The organism is Citrobacter sp. Cpo030 (genome assembly GCF_030333005.1).
In the GTDB taxonomy this organism is placed as follows: domain Bacteria; phylum Pseudomonadota; class Gammaproteobacteria; order Enterobacterales; family Enterobacteriaceae; genus Citrobacter; species Citrobacter portucalensis.
In genome coordinates, this window is the sequence record NZ_JAOWGT010000050.1 from 81,724 (window position 1) to 100,679 (window position 18,956).

The 18,956-nt window shown below is 50.1% G+C and carries 20 protein-coding genes; 12 read left to right on the top strand and 8 right to left on the bottom strand.

Annotated features, from left to right (window positions below; genetic code table 11):
* Positions 1-31 precede the first annotated feature (31 nt).
* The 3 genes from proQ to htpX all read left to right on the top strand — a co-directional run bounded on the left by proQ (position 32) and on the right by htpX (position 3,860).
* Complete coding sequence (proQ, locus tag OGY37_RS08250) at positions 32-718, top strand: RNA chaperone ProQ (protein WP_003833781.1); 687 nt, start codon at positions 32-34, stop codon at positions 716-718.
* A 19-nt stretch (positions 719-737) separates the two neighbouring features.
* Positions 738-2,786: a carboxy terminal-processing peptidase gene (gene prc / locus OGY37_RS08255; protein WP_048235216.1), complete on the top strand. Its 2,049-nt coding sequence runs from the start codon at positions 738-740 to the stop codon at positions 2,784-2,786.
* Between the two features lie 192 nt (positions 2,787-2,978).
* The gene (gene htpX / locus OGY37_RS08260; RefSeq protein WP_003034964.1) at positions 2,979-3,860 is read left to right on the top strand and encodes a protease HtpX; all 882 of its coding nucleotides are present in this window, start codon (positions 2,979-2,981) and stop codon (positions 3,858-3,860) included.
* Positions 3,861-3,907: 47 nt separating this feature from the next.
* Here htpX and OGY37_RS08265 read toward each other — a convergent pair whose 3' ends face one another.
* On the bottom strand, positions 3,908-5,281 hold the full coding sequence (locus tag OGY37_RS08265; protein ID WP_148361872.1) for an MFS transporter: 1,374 nt from the start codon (positions 5,279-5,281) through the stop codon (positions 3,908-3,910).
* Positions 5,282-5,455: 174 nt separating this feature from the next.
* On the opposite strand from OGY37_RS08265, the gene kdgR reads away from it, so the two are divergent.
* Positions 5,456-6,247 (top strand): DNA-binding transcriptional regulator KdgR, encoded by a 792-nt coding sequence (gene kdgR, locus OGY37_RS08270; protein WP_003833778.1) that lies wholly within the window; start codon positions 5,456-5,458, stop codon positions 6,245-6,247.
* Between the two features lie 114 nt (positions 6,248-6,361).
* On the opposite strand, the gene OGY37_RS08275 is transcribed toward kdgR, so the two are convergent.
* Positions 6,362-6,601, bottom strand: a complete 240-nt coding sequence (locus OGY37_RS08275) for a YobH family protein (RefSeq protein ID WP_003034975.1) — start codon at positions 6,599-6,601, stop codon at positions 6,362-6,364.
* A gap of 164 nt (positions 6,602-6,765) precedes the next feature.
* Between OGY37_RS08275 and mgrB the strand changes: the two genes are divergently transcribed.
* The 6 genes from mgrB to rlmA all read left to right on the top strand — a co-directional run bounded on the left by mgrB (position 6,766) and on the right by rlmA (position 11,108).
* Entirely contained in the window at positions 6,766-6,909 is a 144-nt protein-coding gene (gene mgrB, locus OGY37_RS08280; protein ID WP_003034977.1) for a PhoP/PhoQ regulatory lipoprotein MgrB, read from the top strand.
* A 74-nt stretch (positions 6,910-6,983) separates the two neighbouring features.
* Positions 6,984-7,268, top strand: coding sequence for a YebO family protein (locus OGY37_RS08285; protein WP_003833774.1), 285 nt, complete (start codon positions 6,984-6,986; stop codon positions 7,266-7,268).
* Positions 7,269-7,904: 636 nt separating this feature from the next.
* Positions 7,905-8,048 carry a DUF2627 domain-containing protein gene (locus OGY37_RS08290; RefSeq protein WP_003034983.1) on the top strand — a complete coding sequence of 48 codons (144 nt, stop codon included), beginning with the start codon at positions 7,905-7,907 and terminating at the stop codon, positions 8,046-8,048.
* A gap of 12 nt (positions 8,049-8,060) precedes the next feature.
* Complete coding sequence (gene cspE / locus OGY37_RS08295) at positions 8,061-8,270, top strand: transcription antiterminator/RNA stability regulator CspE (protein ID WP_001062678.1); 210 nt, start codon at positions 8,061-8,063, stop codon at positions 8,268-8,270.
* Between the two features lie 219 nt (positions 8,271-8,489).
* Positions 8,490-10,235, top strand: a complete 1,746-nt coding sequence (gene ftsI2 / locus OGY37_RS08300) for a peptidoglycan DD-transpeptidase FtsI2/PBP3(PARA) (RefSeq protein WP_003833773.1) — start codon at positions 8,490-8,492, stop codon at positions 10,233-10,235.
* A gap of 63 nt (positions 10,236-10,298) precedes the next feature.
* Positions 10,299-11,108, top strand: coding sequence for a 23S rRNA (guanine(745)-N(1))-methyltransferase (rlmA, locus tag OGY37_RS08305; RefSeq protein ID WP_003833772.1), 810 nt, complete (start codon positions 10,299-10,301; stop codon positions 11,106-11,108).
* Here rlmA and mntP read toward each other — a convergent pair.
* The 5 genes from mntP to manX all read right to left on the bottom strand — a co-directional run bounded on the left by mntP (position 11,105) and on the right by manX (position 15,309).
* Entirely contained in the window at positions 11,105-11,671 is a 567-nt protein-coding gene (mntP, locus tag OGY37_RS08310; protein ID WP_149384882.1) for a manganese efflux pump MntP, read from the bottom strand. The two genes, rlmA and mntP, sit on opposite strands and share 4 nt — an antisense overlap.
* A gap of 433 nt (positions 11,672-12,104) precedes the next feature.
* Positions 12,105-12,563, bottom strand: a complete 459-nt coding sequence (locus OGY37_RS08315) for a DUF986 family protein (RefSeq protein ID WP_003021010.1) — start codon at positions 12,561-12,563, stop codon at positions 12,105-12,107.
* A 60-nt stretch (positions 12,564-12,623) separates the two neighbouring features.
* Positions 12,624-13,475, bottom strand: a complete 852-nt coding sequence (locus tag OGY37_RS08320; RefSeq protein WP_003833769.1) for a PTS mannose transporter subunit IID — start codon at positions 13,473-13,475, stop codon at positions 12,624-12,626.
* 12 nt (positions 13,476-13,487) lie between these two features.
* Complete coding sequence (locus OGY37_RS08325; RefSeq protein WP_003021004.1) at positions 13,488-14,288, bottom strand: PTS mannose/fructose/sorbose transporter subunit IIC; 801 nt, start codon at positions 14,286-14,288, stop codon at positions 13,488-13,490.
* A 58-nt stretch (positions 14,289-14,346) separates the two neighbouring features.
* A complete protein-coding gene (gene manX / locus OGY37_RS08330; RefSeq protein ID WP_003833768.1) occupies positions 14,347-15,309 on the bottom strand; it encodes a PTS mannose transporter subunit IIAB in 963 nt (320 codons plus the stop codon).
* A gap of 313 nt (positions 15,310-15,622) precedes the next feature.
* Between manX and OGY37_RS23480 the strand changes: the two genes are divergently transcribed.
* Positions 15,623-15,781 carry a protein YoaL gene (locus tag OGY37_RS23480; RefSeq protein WP_370766360.1) on the top strand — a complete coding sequence of 53 codons (159 nt, stop codon included), beginning with the start codon at positions 15,623-15,625 and terminating at the stop codon, positions 15,779-15,781.
* Entirely contained in the window at positions 15,769-17,328 is a 1,560-nt protein-coding gene (gene yoaE, locus OGY37_RS08335; protein ID WP_008785026.1) for a CNNM family cation transport protein YoaE, read from the top strand. The genes OGY37_RS23480 and yoaE overlap by 13 nt, the downstream gene beginning before the upstream one ends.
* Before the next feature lie 6 nt (positions 17,329-17,334).
* On the opposite strand, the gene pdeD is transcribed toward yoaE, so the two are convergent.
* Complete coding sequence (pdeD, locus tag OGY37_RS08340; RefSeq protein WP_008785025.1) at positions 17,335-18,936, bottom strand: cyclic di-3',5'-guanosine monophosphate phosphodiesterase PdeD; 1,602 nt, start codon at positions 18,934-18,936, stop codon at positions 17,335-17,337.
* Positions 18,937-18,956: the final 20 nt, after the last annotated feature.

Sequence of the window (18,956 nt, forward strand, 5' to 3'; positions counted from 1 at the left end):
TTGGCTACGTCCGTTGTAATCAGGAAATTTCATGGAAAATCAACCTAAGTTGAATAGCAGTAAAGAAGTCATCGCGTTTCTGGCCGAACGCTTCCCGCAGTGTTTTAGTGCGGAAGGCGAAGCGCGCCCACTGAAAATTGGCATTTTTCAGGATCTGGTAGAGCGTGTTGAGGGTGAAATGAACCTCAGCAAGACTCAGCTCCGTTCTGCCTTACGTCTCTATACTTCAAGCTGGCGCTATCTGTATGGCGTTAAATTGGGCGCAACGCGTGTTGATCTCGACGGCAACCCTTGTGGTGAGCTGGATGAACAACATGTTGAACATGCTCGCAAACAGCTGGAAGAAGCTAAAGCCCGTGTTCAGGCGCAACGCGCAGAGCAACAGGCGAAAAAACGCGAAGCGGCCGCTGCCGCCGGTGAAAAAGAAGACGCACCGCGTCGCGAGCGTAAGCCGCGTCCTGCACCGCGTCGTAAAGAAGGTGCTGAGCGTAAACCTCGCGCTGAAAAACCAGCAGCAAAAGCACCGCGTGCTCCTCGCGAAGAACAGCATACCCCGGTATCTGATATTTCAGTACTGACGGTAGGGCAGTCTCTGAAGGTGAAAGCAGGAAATAATGCGATGGATGCCACCGTATTAGAAATCACCAAAGATGGCGTCCGTGTACAGCTGAATTCGGGTATGTCTTTGATTGTACGCGCAGAACACCTGGTGTTCTGAAACGGAGGCCAGGCCTGGCATGAACACTTTTTTTAGGCTTACTGCGTTAGCTGGTCTGCTTGCATTAGCAGGCCAGGCACTTGCTGTGGAAGACATCACGCGTGCCGATCAAATCCCCGTTTTAAAGGAAGAAACCCAGCATGCGACGGTAAGCGAACGTGTGACGTCGCGTTTTACGCGATCACACTATCGCCAGTTCGATCTGGATCAGGCGTTTTCGGCAAAAATTTTTGACCGCTATTTGAATTTGCTCGACTACAGCCACAACGTGCTGTTGGCGAGCGATATCGAACAGTATGCAAAAAAGAAAACGGTCCTCGGCGATGAACTGCGCACCGGCAAGCTGGATGTCTTTTACGATCTCTATAATCTGGCGCAAAAACGCCGATTTGAACGTTATCAGTACGCATTAAGCGTACTGGCACGTCCAATGGATTTCACCGGTAACGACACCTTTAACCTCGACCGAAGCAAAGCGCCGTGGCCGAAGAGCGAAGCAGAGCTTAATGCGCTGTGGGACGGCAAGGTTAAATTTGACGAACTCAGCCTGAAGCTGACCGGTAAAACCGATGCGGAAATCCGCGAAACGCTGACGCGCCGCTACAAATTTGCGATTCGCCGTCTGGCACAGACCAACAGCGAAGATGTGTTCTCACTGGCGATGACAGCGTTCGCCCGTGAAATCGACCCGCATACTAACTATCTCTCTCCGCGCAATACCGAGCAGTTCAATACTGAAATGAGCTTGTCTTTGGAAGGTATTGGCGCGGTTCTGCAGATGGATGATGACTACACCGTCATTAACTCCATGGTGGCAGGTGGTCCGGCAGCCAAGAGCAAAGCGATCAGCGTTGGCGATCGTATTGTCGGCGTCGGACAGACGGGCAAGGGCATGGTCGATGTGATTGGCTGGCGTCTGGATGATGTCGTGGCACTGATCAAAGGGCCTAAAGGCAGCAAGGTACGCCTTGAAATTCTGCCTGCCGGTAAAGGTACCAAGACGCGCACCGTGACGCTAACGCGTGAACGTATCCGTCTCGAAGACCGCGCCGTTAAAATGTCCGTGAAAACCGTCGGCAAAGAAAAAGTTGGCGTACTGGATATCCCTGGCTTCTATGTAGGCCTGACTGATGATGTCAAAGTCCAGTTGCAGAAACTGGAAAAACAGAACGTCAGCAGTATCATCATAGATCTGCGTACCAACGGCGGTGGAGCGCTGACCGAAGCGGTTTCGCTTTCCGGTCTGTTCATTCCTTCCGGCCCGGTGGTTCAGGTTCGTGACAATAACGGTAAAGTGCGTGAAGACAGTGATACCGACGGCGTTGTGTACTACAAAGGCCCGCTGGTGGTATTGGTCGATCGTTTCAGCGCCTCAGCTTCAGAGATTTTCGCTGCGGCAATGCAGGATTATGGCCGAGCGCTGATCGTTGGTGAACCCACCTTCGGTAAAGGCACCGTTCAGCAGTATCGCTCCCTGAACCGTATTTACGATCAGATGCTGCGTCCGGAATGGCCTGCGCTGGGTTCTGTTCAGTACACGATCCAGAAATTCTACCGCGTAAACGGTGGCAGCACGCAGCGTAAGGGTGTTACGCCGGATATCATCATGCCGACAGGTAATGAAGAAACTGAAACTGGCGAGAAGTTTGAAGATAACGCGCTGCCGTGGGACAGCATTGATGCGGCGACCTACACCAAGTCAGATAATCTGACGCCGTTCGGACCTGAATTGCTGAAAGAGCACAATGCACGTATTGCGAACGATCCTGAGTTCCAGTACATCATGAAGGACATTGCGCGTTTCAATGCGATGAAGGATAAGCGCAACATCGCTTCTCTGAATTACGCTCAGCGTGAAAAAGAGAATAACGAAGATGACGCAATGCGTCTGGCGCGTATTAACGATCGGTTCAAGCGTGAAGGCAAACCGCTGCTGAAGAAACTGGACGATCTACCGAAGGATTACCAGGAGCCGGATCCATACCTGGATGAAACGGTAAAAATCGCGCTCGACCTGGCGCATCTTGAAAAAGAAAAGCCAGCGGAACAGCCCGCAACCAGTCAATAACCTCGAACAGGCACAAGAAATTGTGCCTGTTTTTTTAACAAGTGCATGAAGACGTCAGTCTGATACGATAAAATGTAAAGTTGTGTCTTTCTGGTGACTTAGCACCTATGGATGCTTGAAAATAGTCATAAGACCCATACGATATGGGTAATCGCATAGTGCGTTTTGTTAAATTGAGGTTAAAAGAAAATTATGATGCGAATCGCGCTCTTCCTGCTGACGAACCTGGCTGTGATGGTCGTTTTCGGGCTGGTATTGAGCCTGACAGGGATTCAGTCAAGCAGCGTTCAAGGCTTGTTGATCATGGCACTGCTGTTTGGTTTTGGTGGTTCCTTCATTTCGTTGCTGATGTCCAAATGGATGGCGTTAAAGTCCGTTGGCGGGGAAGTGATCGAACAGCCTCGCAATGAAAGAGAACGCTGGCTGATGAATACAGTTGCGAACCAGGCCCGCCAGGCCGGGATCGCTATGCCGCAGGTTGCAATCTACCATGCGCCAGATATTAACGCGTTTGCTACCGGTGCGCGCCGGGATGCCTCGCTGGTGGCTGTAAGTACTGGCCTGTTGCAAAACATGAGTCCGGATGAAGCCGAAGCGGTTATCGCGCATGAGATCAGCCACATTGCTAATGGCGATATGGTTACCATGACGCTAATTCAGGGTGTGGTGAACACCTTCGTTATCTTTATCTCACGTATTCTGGCGCAGATTGCCGCTGGGTTTATGGGCGGTAACCGCGATGAGGGAGAGGGTAGTAACGGTAACCCGTTAATCTACTTTGCGGTAGCGACGGTACTGGAGCTGGTATTTGGTATTCTGGCGAGCATTATTACGATGTGGTTCTCACGTCATCGTGAATTCCATGCGGATGCAGGCTCAGCGAAACTGGTGGGTCGTGAAAAAATGATCGCCGCGCTACAGCGCCTGAAAACCAGCTATGAGCCGCAGGAAGCGACCAGCATGATGGCGTTCTGCATCAACGGTAAATCCAAATCGTTGAGTGAGCTGTTTATGACTCACCCGCCGTTGGACAAACGTATTGAAGCGCTGCGCAGCGGTGAATACCTGAAATAATTGGCAGCAGACTAAAAATAAAAAGCGCGTCGACAGACGCGCTTTTTTTATGCCTGAACTCGCGGTTGTGTGATACGTAAGCCACTCACGATTGCGGCCAGCGAAGCCAGAATACCCGCTGTTATCAGCGAGACGTGTGTTCCGCTGTCACCAAACTGATTTAGCATCAGCGCAACCAGTGCGGCCCCGGTACTCTGGCCCAGTAAACGCGCCGTTCCGAGCATACCGCTCGCGCCTCCGCTACGATCACGCGGCGCGGAGGTGATGATGGTGTGATTATTCGGTGACTGGAACAAGCCAAAACCCGCACCGCACAAAATCATTGGCCAGATGATATTAAAATCAGAAGGTGATGCGGGCAGCAACACCAGCGAAAACAGCCCACACGCCATTACTGCCATGCCCAGCGCGCCCAGCAGACCCGCATGAACACGTTCAATCAGATATCCCGCCAGTGGGGCCATCACCATGGTTGCCAGCGGCCACGGCGTCAGTAGCAGGCCCGTTTCAACCTCGCTGCGCCCGAGAACCGTTTGCATGAAAAAGGGGAGAGAAACCATTGCCAGCATTTGTGCGCTGAATGAACAGATTGAGGTGCAAATAGAGAGTGAAAACAGCGGAATGCGTAGCAGATCAACCGGCAATAACGGTACTGGCAATGCGAGTTGGCGGCGGATAAAGAAAAACCCTACCACGAGAAGCCCCACCAGTTCAGCACCAATCAATTTTAGCGACTGTCCCTGTGCAAACCCGCTGAGTGCCGTGATTAACAAACCGAATGTTAAGGCGTTCATTACTGCGCTGGGCAGATCAAAGCGCGGTTTATTGCCACGTGAAGAATTGGGGGGCAAAAAACGCATAGCCAGTAGCAGGGCGATGATCCCCAGCGGGACGTTAATCAGAAATAGCCATTTCCACGAGGCAATAGAGAGAATTGCCGCCGCAATAGTCGGACCCGCTGCCGAGGAGACTGCCACAATAAAGGAGTTAATACCCATTCCGCGGCCAAGCTGGCGCTGAGGATAAATGAGTCGGATCAATGCCGTATTAACGCTCATCAGCGCCGCGCCGCCAAACCCCTGAGCCACGCGCGCTAACGTCAGCATATGTAGCGAGTCTGACAAGGCACAAAACAGCGATGCCAACAGAAACACGACCAGACCACACTTATAAATGCGTCGGTAGCCAAACATATCACCTAAAAAAGAGAGCGATAACAGCGAAACAACGATCGCAATTTGGTAGGCGTTCACAATCCAGATTGAGCTGGCGGGTGAGGCCTGAAGATCGGTGGCGATAGTGGGGAGGGCAACGTTCGCTATTGCGCCATCGAGTACTGCCATAGAGATGCCAATAACAATGGTTAAAATTGCGCCATATCGCTGGGGCAATGGCAGACCATCGGTCTGAGTTTTTTCCATAGGAAGTCAATATTGTCGGAATTTATGATGAGAATAATAATTTTAGCATTGATATTCAGGCGTTAGGTCGCAGATTTGTAACTAAGTAAGCAAAGAGCGATTGCGAGGGCTGATACGTGAAATTATAATAAAAACCGGTTCTGATTTTTATAAAACACTCGAAAGGGGTGATAAATGGCAATCGCAGATCTGGATAAACAACCCGATTCTGTATCTTCCGTGCTGAAGGTTTTTGGCATCCTGCAGGCGCTTGGTGAAGAGCGCGAAATTGGTATTACCGAGTTGTCGCAACGCGTCATGATGTCAAAAAGCACCGTTTATCGCTTTTTGCAGACCATGAAAACGCTGGGTTATGTGGCACAAGAAGGGGAATCTGAGAAATACTCACTGACCCTGAAACTATTCGAGCTGGGTGCTCGCGCGTTGCAAAACGTCGATCTTATCCGTAGCGCTGATATTCAGATGCGCGAACTTTCGCGCCTGACCAAAGAGACAGTACACCTTGGCGCACTGGATGAAGACAGCATCGTCTACATTCATAAAATCGACTCCATGTACAATCTGCGCATGTATTCTCGCGTAGGTCGCCGTAATCCACTGTACAGCACGGCTATCGGTAAAGTTCTGCTGGCATGGCGTGACCGCGATGAAGTGAAGCAAATTCTGGACGGTATTGAGTACAAACGCAGCACCGACCGTACTATTACCAATACTGATGAACTGCTGGTACTGCTGGATAAAGTCCGTGAGCAGGGCTACGGTGAAGACAACGAAGAACAGGAAGAAGGTCTGCGCTGCATCGGTGTGCCGGTGTTTGACCGTTTCGGTGTAGTAATTGCGGGCTTGAGTATTTCATTCCCGACGCTGCGTTTCTCAGAAGAACGTTTGCACGAGTATGTGGCGATGCTGCATACGGCTGCGCGTAAAATTTCAGAACAAATGGGTTATAACGACTATCCGTTCTAATCTGACGTAATAGCGTCAACGTAAAAACCCCAGGTATTTTTGTATCTGGGGTTTTTTATGAACAGTCATAAAGTTAGTTGGTGCAAATAACGTAGCGTATGTATTGTTGCTATATTAACCGTTATCAATAATGACCGTACTTTTTCTTAACAAAGGACAATCCGACAGGCCAATGATACCGCTGTTTGTGTGGACGTATTGCGCGGTGCTGGTTCCGCGGGCGGTCAGATATTGGCATTGCAAGCCCAGACCCGCTGCATTCTCCTTACTTCCAATCAAAATTCCGTAGCCGCTCAGTAATAAACCGATCCAAACCAGAGCTAACAACACAATAGCGCGGATTATCAGACGCATTACAACCTCTTATCTTTTCTCGTTATTATTAGATTAGCCTGTACATGGGATGAAACAAGTGAATCATTCCTAAAAAGATTGAATGCCGATACAGTTAACGCTGGGTTTAGGTAACGCATGATAATTTATAGACATAAGATGTAGATTCGAAGAGTGGAGCTGGAGTGAAAAAAATTCGCTGGGTGGTGCTGATAGTTGTCGTGCTGGTATGCATACTGATGTGGGCGCAAGTGTTCAACATCATGTGCGATCAGGATGTACAATTTTTCAGCGGTATTTGTGCCATTAATAAATTTATTCCCTGGTAAGCGCATTTTTGCCACAGTTGATTACCTTCTTGTGCGGCAGTGGTAAACTACGCTGTCTACATTGAGGTGGTAAAATGAACGAAGTTTTGAATTCTGGCGCGTTGAGTTTGGCGTCTTTGGCTGTATCGGTGGTGATTCTGGTTGTCGGGCTTGTACTGTGGTTTTTCGTCAATCGGGCAAGTTCGCGTACTAATGAGCAGATTGAGCTGCTCGAAGCATTGTTAGATCAACAAAAAAGACAGAACGCATTGCTCCGTCGCCTTTGCGAAGCGAACGAACCTGAAAAAGCGGCAGAGCCTGCTGCGGTCACAGCGAAGGATGAAGATGATGACATCATCCGCCTGGTAGCTGAGCGGTAAAAACGGTATGACAGGATGAGGATCTGTTGCTTTTGTTCTCAGATGTTTCATCCTGTCGCCAACGTGCCAGATTATTTTCTTCTGTACATGTCGTGTAATTAGCACTCTGATACGCGTGTAAACTCAGTATTTTCAGATGCTCCAACCAATTAATATCTTATCCCCGGTCTGATATAAATATAATTTCCCATACGATAAAAATATGATTATGTCATTTTTGTGATAGCGATCGTTTTATTAACAGCGAAACGTTTCTCTTACTTTTTTTGTGCATTGTCATCATTCTTTCATTATTTTGGTGCAAAAGCAGAAGGCGGATCTCATTTTTACGCTTGTGACATTTTATGCATTACTAAGCATAAAAAATGATATCCGGCACACCCTGTAACAGCTAATCTGGAATAACCGAAGCTATTGAGCTATGGTAGAAATGTCCCGGCAATGGTGCAAGCCAGGCGGGGGATGGGGCGAGCGGCGGGAATATAACACTACTCGGTGTGGCGCATAACTGTGCAGTTGCTGTTTGATGAACGACGGGATTTGTGCGACCGATCGAGACACGTTTAAAAATGGCTTGCCATTATTAACGTTGTATGTGATAACACGTTTTGGGTTAAACGAGGTACAGTTCTGTTTATGTGTGGCATTTTCAGTAAAGAAGTCCTGAGTAAACACGTTGACGTTGAATACCGCTTCTCTGCCGAACCTTATATTAGTGCCTCAAGCAGTAATGTCTCAGTTTTATCTATGTTATGCCTGCGGGCGAAGAAAATACTCTAAGGAATTTTGCAAATGGCAAAGATTAAAGGTCAAGTTAAGTGGTTCAACGAGTCTAAAGGTTTTGGTTTCATTACTCCGGCTGATGGCAGCAAAGACGTGTTCGTACACTTCTCCGCTATCCAGGGTAACGGCTTCAAAACTCTGGCTGAAGGCCAGAACGTTGAGTTCGAAATTCAGGACGGCCAGAAAGGTCCGGCTGCTGTTAACGTAACAGCTATCTGATCGACACCACTGATTTGAAGCGCATATGCGCAACCATCTCAGATATAAAGCCTCGCCTATGCGGGGCTTTTTAATTCAAAATACGTCTAAATATTTCTAAATGCCCTTCCATTAGCGCTTTGTTGCAAAGGCGTGATGTTCGTAGCATAGTTTTCCCCGCTTTCTTACGACATTTCTCGTTAAATCAGACACCTGAAAAACTATCTTGCTGGAGACCGGGTGAAAAAGAAAAACGACGGCGACGCGCGCAATTTTACTCCCGTACGTTTTGCCCTGCTTTGTGTGGCAATATTATTGAGTCTGGGATTGCTGCTGGGTCGGGTTGCGTGGCTGCAAATTGTCACGCCGACGAGTCTGGTGAAACAGGAAGACATGCGTTCGTTACGTGAGGTAACTATTGCCTCGCCGCGCGGGATGATTACCGATAGAGAAGGGCGACCGCTGGCGGTAAGTGTTCCGGTTAACGCCGTATGGGCCGATCCTAAGACCATCATCAGCAAGGGAGGCGTGGGTTACAACGAACGCTGGCAGGCTCTGGCAAGGACTCTGCATTTGTCACTTAGTACGCTGGCGGAACGCGTTAACAGTAATCCTGGCGGACGTTTTATTTATCTGGCACGACAAATTTCCCCTCAGCAGGCTGAGTGGGTCGATGATCTTAATCTCCCGGGCATCAACCTGCGCGAGGAATCCCGCCGGTTCTATCCCGCAGGCCACGTAGCGGCGAATCTCATTGGTTTTACCAACATTGATGGACAAGGCATTGAAGGGCTGGAAAAGAGCTTTAATAACCAGCTGATGGGTAAACCTGGCTCCCGTCTGGTACGTAAAGACAAATTTGGTCATGTCATCGAAAATATCACCGAAGTTACGCCTGTTCCTGCACACGAATTACAGCTCAGCATCGATGAGCGTCTGCAGACGGTCACCGAAGATGCGTTGGACAATGCCGTTACGTGGAATAAAGCGGAATCAGGAGCCGCAGTGCTGGTCAACATTGCTACCGGTGAAATACTGTCCATGGCGAGCTTTCCTGACTTCAACCCCAATAATCGTGATGGCGCGGTACTGGATGATTTTCGTAACCGTGCAATTAGCGATACGTTTGAACCCGGTTCAACCGTTAAACCGCTGGTGATCATGACTGCACTCCAGCAGGGGATAGTACAACCCGACAGCGTGATTGATACCCATCCTTTTTACCTTGATGGACATCGCATTCGCGACGTCGGATTTTACCCGGAACTGTCGCTGACCGGGATTTTACAGAAATCGAGCGATACCGGCGTGTCGCACCTTTCATTGGCTATGCCTGTCCAAAAATTGCTGGATACCTATAAAAGCTTTGGTTTTGGCGACCCAACCGGACTGGGATTAACCGGTGAAAGTAGCGGTTTAATGCCTCAACGCCGCTACTGGAGCGATTTGGATCGCGCGACCTTTGCATTTGGTTATGGATTAATGGTAACGCCACTGCAGTTGGCGCACGTATATGCAACCATTGGTAGTTTTGGTATCTATCGGCCCCTTTCGATTACCCGTATTGACCCGCCGGTAATCGGTACCCGAGTGATGCCGGAGGCGCTGGTTCACCAGGTTGAACATATGATGGAAAGCGTTGCGTTACCCGGTGGTGGGGGAACTAAAGCCGCGGTCAGAGATTATCGCGTGGCGGTTAAAACAGGAACGGCAAAGAAAATTGGTGATGACGGTAAGTATGTCGATAAATACGTGGCCTACACGGCAGGTGTTGCGCCAGCGAGCGACCCGAAATTCGCATTGGTTGTCGTCATCAATAATCCGCAAAACGGTGCTTATTATGGTGGGGCTGTCTCTGCGCCTGTCTTCAGCCAGATAATGGGTGATGTCCTGCGTCTGGAGAACGTTAAACCGGATGGCATGCCTGCTGACTCCGACCATCTGCTGGTGATGCACGGCAGCAACGTATCCTCGCCGTCGCTGTAAGTTATTTTCCCAGGGTGCAATTCGCGTTACACTTGCGCCCTTAAGTCACCTGCCGGAGTTGTCATGTCGTTTTCCTGTCCTCTTTGCCACCAGCCTCTTACTCAAGCGAATAACAGTTTTGTCTGCCCCGGGCGGCACCAGTTTGACGTGGCGAAAGAAGGGTATGTCAACTTACTGCCGGTTCAGCATAAACGATCGCGCGATCCGGGTGACAGCGCTGAGATGATGCAGGCGCGACGGGCATTTCTTGATGCCGGGCACTATCAACCGTTGCGTGATGCGATTGTGAATGTGCTGAAAGAGAAGTCGACTTCAGAAGATGCAGCGATCCTGGATATTGGCTGTGGGGAAGGGTATTACACCCATGCGTTTGCCGACGCGCTGACGGGTTGTACAACCTTTGGTCTTGACGTCTCCAAAGTGGCAATTAAAGCCGCAGCCAGACGCTATCCGCAGGTGACCTTTTGCGTTGCCTCCAGCCATCGTCTGCCGTTCGCAGATGAGTCAATGGATGCCATCATCAGGATCTACGCGCCCTGTAAAGCGCAAGAGCTGGCACGCGTCGTTAAACCGGGGGGATGGGTTATCACCGCCACGCCGGGACCGCGTCATTTAATGGAACTGAAAGGGCTGATTTATGATGAGGTGCGTTTGCATGCGCCGCACACAGAGCAACTGGACGGTTTTGTTCTGCAACAGAGTATTGCGCTGGGGTATCAGATGCAGCTTCAGGGCAGCGAGGCCGTTGCGTTACTGCAAATGACGCCGTTCGCCTGGCGGGCAAAGCCGGAGGTGTGGGAAACGTTAGCGGGGAAAACGACGTTTGACTGCCAGACCGACTTTAGTATACATGTCTGGCAGCGTCTGAATTAACCGTGGAAGTGTGCCCAGAGGATCTGGGCACCGATACCAATCAGCACCACCCCACCCAAAATTTCTGCTCGTTTGCCCAGCATCGGGCCAATGAAACGACCGATCATCATGCCGAGCGTGGACATTATCAATGTGGCGCAGCCGATAGCCAGCGCGGTGGCAATAATGTTGACCTGCAGGAAAGCCAGACCCACCCCGACGGCCATTGCGTCAAGACTGGTCGCAATGGCGGTGGTAACCAGCAGCCAGAAACCGTGACGGCGCTGCGGCTCTTCATCTTCATCACCGTTGTCGCGAAAACCTTCGATTATCATTCGCCCGCCTAAAAAGATCAGCAGAATGAATGCGATCCAGTGGTTCCACTCCAGCACGAATTTGCTGGCCAGCATCCCCATGCCCCAGCCAATCAGTGGCGTAAGTGTTTCAACTGCGCCGAATATCAGACCGGTGCGCAATGCTTCAGAAAATTTGGGTTTATGCAGGGTGGCGCCTTTGCCAATTGATGCGGCGAAAGCATCCATCGACATGCCGAAAGCGAGAAAAACGGTAGCGGTGAGATTCATAACAGCGTCCTGACCGGGGTATCCATAAAACACATCACTGCCCCCAGTAACCATGCACATAAGCTGGAATCACTGTAAATACAGCGCCATTCAAATATGCATTGCAGTTGATGTGCCTATGGTCTCGCCTGACTGAACCTGTAAGTTCAGTCCGTACGCGCCACGTTTTTCAACGAGTATGTTGACACGTACATTTCCGGAGTCTGGAAATCGGCTACTCCCCAACGACGGGCGCAACCTTAACATATTTTGAGAATATAAAACAAGAAACGCAGAAATAATATTTGACTTCTAATTGAAAACGATTTTCATTTAGATTTGATTATAAATAAAACGTTAAAATAAATAACATTGCGGACAGTGAAATATAGCCTTGGCTATGTTTATTTTTATGCTGATATATAAAAAACATAGTTCAGGCTATATTTATAACTTATTGATTTGAAATTAGAAGTTTATATATTCTCTCAAGATCGTCTATATTTCGTACGCGAATCAACAATCTTCGATGTTCTAATTGCATCACCAATACACCGTCTTCAGATAAATTCATCTCTTTAATGCGGTTATATTCAATCCAGACATTGGCGAAGAAAAAACCTTTCTGCTTGAAGATGATTTTTGGCGTACGGATCCAGAACAGATACAACCCCATCAATACCAGTGCACATAATAACCATGTGGTAAATTGCGCGCCGTGGCTGGTGATGTTGTTGTAGATAAGAATAGCTACCAAGCCAAGGAAGATAACACTGTCGACTCTGCTACGGGGAAGCAGGGCGACAGTAAGCAGAGTAGGGCCATTACGGCGGGGCATGATGAACTGATCGTAAATGGCATACGCCAGCAGCGAAAAGATAAATAGAACCAGCACCAGGTCCGTGATAGTCATGAATCCTCAACCCTCTAAATAGAAAAACCGGGGGCAAGCCCCCGGTGATGTACAACAGTCTTACAGGCCGAGCAGTCCGACAGCGTAGCCCGCGATACCGATGACGAAGAAGCCAACGATGATCCACAGCGGGTTCACTTTCTTACGCAGCAGCCACATACAGGCGAATGTCAGCAGCAGAGGAACCAGACCCGGCATTAGCTGGTCAAGGATAGTCTGCACGGTGGTAACACGAGTCTGACCATCCTGACCGGTGATAGTAGAAACCACCAGTGGGATGTTTACGTGCGTCCACTTGTTAACCAATGCTCCCATGACAAACAGGCCGAGGATTGACGCCCCCTCAGTCAGTTTCTGCAGGAAGCCGCCGCCCATATCTTTAACGATATCGACACCTTTACGGTAGCCATATGCCACACCGTAATAACGGGTTGCCAGACGAACCAGGTTAAACAGGATGAAGAACAGCAGTGGCCCCAGCAGGCTGCCGCTCATCGCGATACCTGCGCCGAGTGCGGCGAAGACCGGACGTACGGTACCCCAGAAGATCGGGTCACCGACGCCTGCCAGCGGACCCATCAGACCAACTTTGATACCGTTGATGGCACCATCGTCAATCTCTGCGCCGTTTGCACGCTGTTCTTCCATTGCCAGCGTAACGCCCAGTACTGGAGCCGCTACGTACGGATGGGTGTTAAAGAATTCCAGGTGACGCTTAATCGCTTGCTTACGTGCATCGTTGTTTTCCGGGTACAAGCGGCGGATCGCCGGTACCATGGAGAAACAGAAACCCAGCGCCTGCATACGTTCGAAGTTCCATGAACCCTGAAACAGGTTAGAACGAATGAACACGCCACGAATGTCACTCGGAGTGAGTTTTTTCTCGGTGGTAGTTTTAGTCATATCAACCATTTCGCTCACCTGCTAGTCCAGTTCGTTATCGAGATCGTTATTGCCAGCCGCCGCAGCAGGTGCACCGGCTACGCGGTTATATTTCGGGCTCAGCTGAATGTAGAGGATGGCCATGACTGCGCCAATCACACCCAGAGCAACCAGGTTGAAGTTAGTAAATGCCGCGGTGACGAAGCCGAGGTAGAAGAATGGCATCAGATAGCCTGCGCGCATCATGTTGATGACCATCGCATAACCAACCACTACGATCATACCGCCTGCGATGTTCAGACCGCCGGTTACGACTTCCGGAATGGCGTTAAGCATGCTCTGAACTTCACTGGTACCAACAGAAATCGCTACGATTACCGCCGGGATAGCGATACGCATAGCCTGCAGGAACAGAGAGGATACGTGCAGCCAGGAGAGCGCCGTCAGGTTACCGTTTTCGGCCGCCTTATCCGCTGCGTGCTGGAATGCTACGGTGATAGTACGAACGATAATGGTCAGTACCTGGCCTGCTGCTGCCAGTGGGATAGCCAGCGCGATACCGGCACCAATGCTTTGGTGACCCGCGATAACCAGAACGGTAGAGATAATTGAGGCCAGCGCGGCATCTGGTGCAACCGCAGCACCGATGTTCATCCAGCCCAGGGCGATCATTTCCAGGGTACCACCGATGATGATACCGGTTTTCATATCCCCGAGAACGGCGCCAATCAGCGTACAGGCCACCAACGGACGGTGGAACTGAAATTCATCGAGTACCGACTCCATACCCGCGATACATGCGACGATGAACACCAGCACAATCTGAAGAGTGGTAATCTCCATTGTACTTCTCCTATTGCTATACAGACTTAAGTGTGAAAACTAAGTAAATGCCAGGGAATTATTTCACCTTGGCAATCAAATCCATCATTTTCAGTTTCTGATCGGTAGAAACCTTACGGGCCTCAAGCTCAATACCGCGTTCGTTGAGTTTCTTGAAGGCTTCGATGTCTTTGTCATCGACAGAAATTGCGTTGTTTACCTGCGTTTTACCCTGACGGAAAGCCATACCGCCAATGTTTACGGAGGTAATTTTCACACCACCTTCAACGATACGTTCTACGTCGGTTGGGTTGGTGAACAACAGCATCACACGCTCACCTGCATATTTCGGGTTGTTGTAGACGCGGATCATTTTCGCGACATCAACCACATGCGCCGTCACACCCGGAGGTGCTACCTGAGTCAGCAGCGTTTTACGCACGGTATCGGCGGCAACTTCATCACTGACGACGATAATGCGCGTTACGTTGGTTTCTTTGGTCCAGCGAGTTGCCACCTGACCATGGATTAAGCGGTCATCAATACGCGCCAGGCCGATCTGCATATAATCGTTCGGTCCCATCGGTTTCGCGGGGGTTGCTGCTTTCGGTGCCGCGACGGGGGCAGGAGCGGCTTTTTCCACCGGTTTTGCTTTCAGCGCTTTCACGCCTTCGCTACCGGTTTCAACGGCCAGTGCCACTAATTCATCGAAGCTCGGGTTGTCATCACGCGCCATGAAGGTCTCAACCAGCATGGGAATGTTCACACCGGCGATAACTTCGTAATGCTCTTTATCGACGACAATGCGGCTCGCAGCGTTAAACGGGCTGCCTCCCCATGTGTCAACGAGAAACAGCACGCCTTTACTGGTATCGAGTTTTGCTAACTGAGCGTTGTACTTTTCGATCAGCGTTTCGGCATTTTCGCCTGGAACGAAATCGATCCAGCCGACGTTTTCCTGCTCGCCTAACAACATTTCTGCCGTCTTAAGTAACTGCTCTGCAGCCCAACCATGTGTGCCTATTACAATAGCAATGGTCACTTGCTACCTCCTTTATTATCGTTAACACATCAACGTGAAGATGTATTTGAATCGTCGTCCGCAATCGAATCGATTCAGATAAGGGTTACAAAGAAAAACCTATGATTTTCGTGAATTATTTTAGATATCGAAAAAAATATTTTATGTGATGAAGATCCGTAATTTAACTTCCGATGAAAAGAAATTTCGAAGGGTGAAATATCTCCGAAACAACTTATTGCAAAGGAAGGTAAATCTTTGCTAAAAACCGGTTGTCTCTGTTATGTTTAGCGTCTGTTTAATTACTCAGGAGTATAGGGCAGTAGCCCACCATATGGATCGTCACCGACGTCATTTCACCTTCAGGCCGTATCAAGCCTGTCAGATTGGCACTTTTTGCCACAAATTTTCTCTGCATATCGCTTTAACGCCTGAGATCCTCAGCGCGCAGTTTGGTCATTCCTTAAGCAGGAGCTTGTCATGGAATTATTAATGGACCCGCAGATTTGGGTGGGTTTGCTCACGCTTGTCGTTCTCGAAATTGTTCTGGGTATTGATAACCTGGTCTTCATTGCGATCCTGGCTGATAAGCTGCCGCCGAAACAGCGAGATAAAGCGCGTTTAATCGGTTTGTCACTGGCACTGATTATGCGTCTGGGCCTGTTGTCCGTGATTTCGTGGATGGTGACGCTGACAAAGCCGCTGTTTACGGTAATGGACTATGCGTTCTCGGGGCGCGATCTGATTATGCTGCTGGGGGGTATCTTCCTCTTGTTCAAGGCTACGACAGAGCTGCATGAGCGGCTGGAAAACCGTGAACATGATACCGGGCAGACGAAAGGGTATGCGAGCTTTTGGGTTGTCGTGACGCAGATTGTCATCCTCGATGCGGTGTTCTCGCTGGATGCCGTGATTACGGCGGTCGGCATGGTCAACCATCTGCCAGTGATGATGGCGGCAGTAGTGATTGCCATGGCCGTGATGCTGCTGGCCTCTAAGCCGCTGACACGATTTGTGAACCAACACCCGACGGTGGTGGTGCTGTGTCTGAGCTTCCTGTTGATGATTGGTCTGAGCCTGGTTGCCGAAGGGTTTGGCTTCCATATTCCGAAAGGTTATCTGTATGCGGCGATTGGTTTCTCGATCATCATCGAGCTGTTTAACCAGATTGCCCGTCGTAATTTTATTCGCCACCAGTCGACGCTGCCGCTGCGTGCACGTACTGCCGATGCAATCCTGCGTCTGATGGGCGGTAAACGTCAGGCCAGCGTGCAGATGGAATCCGATAACCCGGTGCCGGTTCCTGTCCCGGAAGGCGCGTTTGTGGAAGAAGAACGCTATATGATCAACGGCGTCCTCTCCCTGGCGTCGCGTTCGTTACGCGGCATTATGACGCCACGTGGTGAAATCAGCTGGGTTGATGCCGACCTGAGCGTGGCGGAAATTCGCGAGCAGTTGCTCTCTTCACCTCACAGCCTGTTCCCGGTGTGTCGTGGCGAACTGGATGAGATCATCGGTATCGTGCGTGCTAAAGAGCTGCTGGTGGCGCTGGAAGACGGTGTGGATGTGGCGGCGATTGCCTCTGCTTCTCCGGCTATTGTTGTTCCGGAGACGCTGGACCCGATCAATCTGTTAGGCGTACTGCGTCGTGCCCGCGGTAGCTTCGTTATCGTCACTAACGAGTTTGGCGTAGTACAGGGTCTGGTCACGCCGCTGGACGTATTAGAAGCCATTGCCGGTGAATTCCCGGATGCCGATGAAACACCTGAAATTATTGCTGATGCAGGTGGTTGGTTGGTCAAAGGCGGTACCGATCTGCATGCGTTGCAACAGGCGCTGGACGTGGATACGTTAGTGAATGAAGACGAAGACATCGCCACGGTGGCAGGTTTAGTCATTGCGGCTAACGGCCATATTCCACGTGTAGGTGATGTTATCGAAGTCGCACCGCTGAGCATTACGATTGTCGAAGCGAATGACTATCGTGTGGATTTAGTTCGCATTGTTAAAGAACAACCCGCTCACGACGAAGACGAGTAACCGGGTTTAGCGAAACGGCATGACGGGCATACTGTGTCGCCCGTTATGTCGGGTGGGCGGCGGCGTGCTGCCCGCCAGCCATTTTGGGAAATCACGCAGCGGCATTGGCTTTGCGTACAAAAAACCTTGCAACAAATGTACGCCGTGTCGGCGCAAATGCTGAGCCTGCGCCTGGGTTTCAACGCCTTCCGCCACCAGTTCTATATTCAATTTTTTCCCCAAAGCGATAATGATGTCTGTGACGGTTGAGTTCACGGCGTCTGTTCCTATGGCCGAAGTAAATGATTTATCGATCTTCAGCACATCCGGGCGTAGTTTTTCCAGCCAGGAGAGCGAGCTGTTACCGGTACCGAAATCATCAATCGCCAGTTTTACGCCAAGCCGATTTAATTCGCGTACGACCCGATAATCCACATCCAGTAACGCATCGCGTTCGGTCAGTTCGATAACCAACTGCTGGATTGGGTGCTGGCTGAACCAGTACTGATTAAGATCTTTTAGCAGCGTGCCGTTACGAAAATGGCTGGCGGCGACATTAATCCCAATATGAAACTGACTGCTCATCGGGAAAACGTGTCTTTGCTGAATGGTTTCTGCGATGACATGACGGGTTAGCGGCACAATCAGGTTGTGCTCCTCAGCGATGGGAATAAACACTTCCGGAGAGATCCAACCCTGGCGTGGGTTATTCCAGCGTAGAAGAATCTCCACGCCCATGCATTGCTGGGTTTGCGCATTAAGCAGCGGCTGGCAAAATAGCTCGAATTCCCGAGCAGCAAGGGCCAGATTAATCTCCCAGGAAAAACTCATTCTGCTGGCGGTCGCCAGCCATGCCAGGTAACCCACTAATAAACTTAGGATCACCGCCAGCGGCAGCTGTGTTGGCAGATGTTTAATCGCCAGTTCACTGGGACCGGGGCCGGTGACGCTAATGGTAAACGGGAAATGTTGAGATGACAGCTGGTAGCGTTTTTCATCATTTAGCTTAGGCAGAGTATCGACCACACCTTGATCATACAGTAGATGCCGATTACCAACGGTTAAGCTGGCATCGGTGATCTGCGGCGGCTGGGGTTCAAGCAACATAGACGACAATAAATCAATATTGACGATTTCCAGCACGCCATCTTCACCATCAGCAGAGGACGGGTACCACTGCGTCAAAATCGGACTCCCTTTAATCAGCGAATGGTCAGTAGACAGCAGCAGTTGCGGTTCCCGGCTGGGTAATTCGGGCTGTAGTTGACGAATGGGGACATTGCGATACCCAAAAATGCTGGAGCAATAGAGGATCCCGCTTTGAATCAGATTAATAGAACGCACCGTTTGCAGTCTTGCGGCATGTTTGCTTAAGGGTAAACGCGCCACTGAGCAGGGGAGGCCAATTAACGGCAGCAATACATCACGTCCGGTCTGCAAGGGTAAAAGCACGTCATCCAGTTCTTCTACAGCATGGTTGGCAAAGGTGACGATATTTCGGTGATTTAAATTACGCTCCGAAATAAATCGGACAGTTAATGTGAGGATGAGCGTCAGTAGTGCACATACTGTGCAGACGATTAAGCGATTCCGGCGATAATTTTTAATGATCCGTTGTGCTGTTTGCATGCGGGCCGCCCGATAAGCCG

Bases quoted from the DNA above. Each gene is read 5' to 3' on its own strand.
- proQ (WP_003833781.1), top strand. From the start codon at position 32: ATGGAAAATCAACCTAAGTTGAATAGCAGTAAAGAAGTCATCGCGTTT.
- prc (WP_048235216.1), top strand. From the start codon at position 738: ATGAACACTTTTTTTAGGCTTACTGCGTTAGCTGGTCTGCTTGCATTA.
- htpX (WP_003034964.1), top strand. From the start codon at position 2,979: ATGATGCGAATCGCGCTCTTCCTGCTGACGAACCTGGCTGTGATGGTC.
- OGY37_RS08265 (WP_148361872.1), bottom strand. From the start codon at position 5,281: ATGGAAAAAACTCAGACCGATGGTCTGCCATTGCCCCAGCGATATGGC.
- kdgR (WP_003833778.1), top strand. From the start codon at position 5,456: ATGGCAATCGCAGATCTGGATAAACAACCCGATTCTGTATCTTCCGTG.
- OGY37_RS08275 (WP_003034975.1), bottom strand. From the start codon at position 6,601: ATGCGTCTGATAATCCGCGCTATTGTGTTGTTAGCTCTGGTTTGGATC.
- OGY37_RS08285 (WP_003833774.1), top strand. From the start codon at position 6,984: ATGAACGAAGTTTTGAATTCTGGCGCGTTGAGTTTGGCGTCTTTGGCT.
- OGY37_RS08290 (WP_003034983.1), top strand. From the start codon at position 7,905: ATGTGTGGCATTTTCAGTAAAGAAGTCCTGAGTAAACACGTTGACGTT.
- cspE (WP_001062678.1), top strand. From the start codon at position 8,061: ATGGCAAAGATTAAAGGTCAAGTTAAGTGGTTCAACGAGTCTAAAGGT.
- rlmA (WP_003833772.1), top strand. From the start codon at position 10,299: ATGTCGTTTTCCTGTCCTCTTTGCCACCAGCCTCTTACTCAAGCGAAT.
- mntP (WP_149384882.1), bottom strand. From the start codon at position 11,671: ATGAATCTCACCGCTACCGTTTTTCTCGCTTTCGGCATGTCGATGGAT.
- OGY37_RS08315 (WP_003021010.1), bottom strand. From the start codon at position 12,563: ATGACTATCACGGACCTGGTGCTGGTTCTATTTATCTTTTCGCTGCTG.
- OGY37_RS08320 (WP_003833769.1), bottom strand. From the start codon at position 13,475: ATGGTTGATATGACTAAAACTACCACCGAGAAAAAACTCACTCCGAGT.
- OGY37_RS08325 (WP_003021004.1), bottom strand. From the start codon at position 14,288: ATGGAGATTACCACTCTTCAGATTGTGCTGGTGTTCATCGTCGCATGT.
- OGY37_RS23480 (WP_370766360.1), top strand. From the start codon at position 15,623: ATGGATCGTCACCGACGTCATTTCACCTTCAGGCCGTATCAAGCCTGT.
- yoaE (WP_008785026.1), top strand. From the start codon at position 15,769: ATGGAATTATTAATGGACCCGCAGATTTGGGTGGGTTTGCTCACGCTT.
- pdeD (WP_008785025.1), bottom strand. From the start codon at position 18,936: ATGCAAACAGCACAACGGATCATTAAAAATTATCGCCGGAATCGCTTA.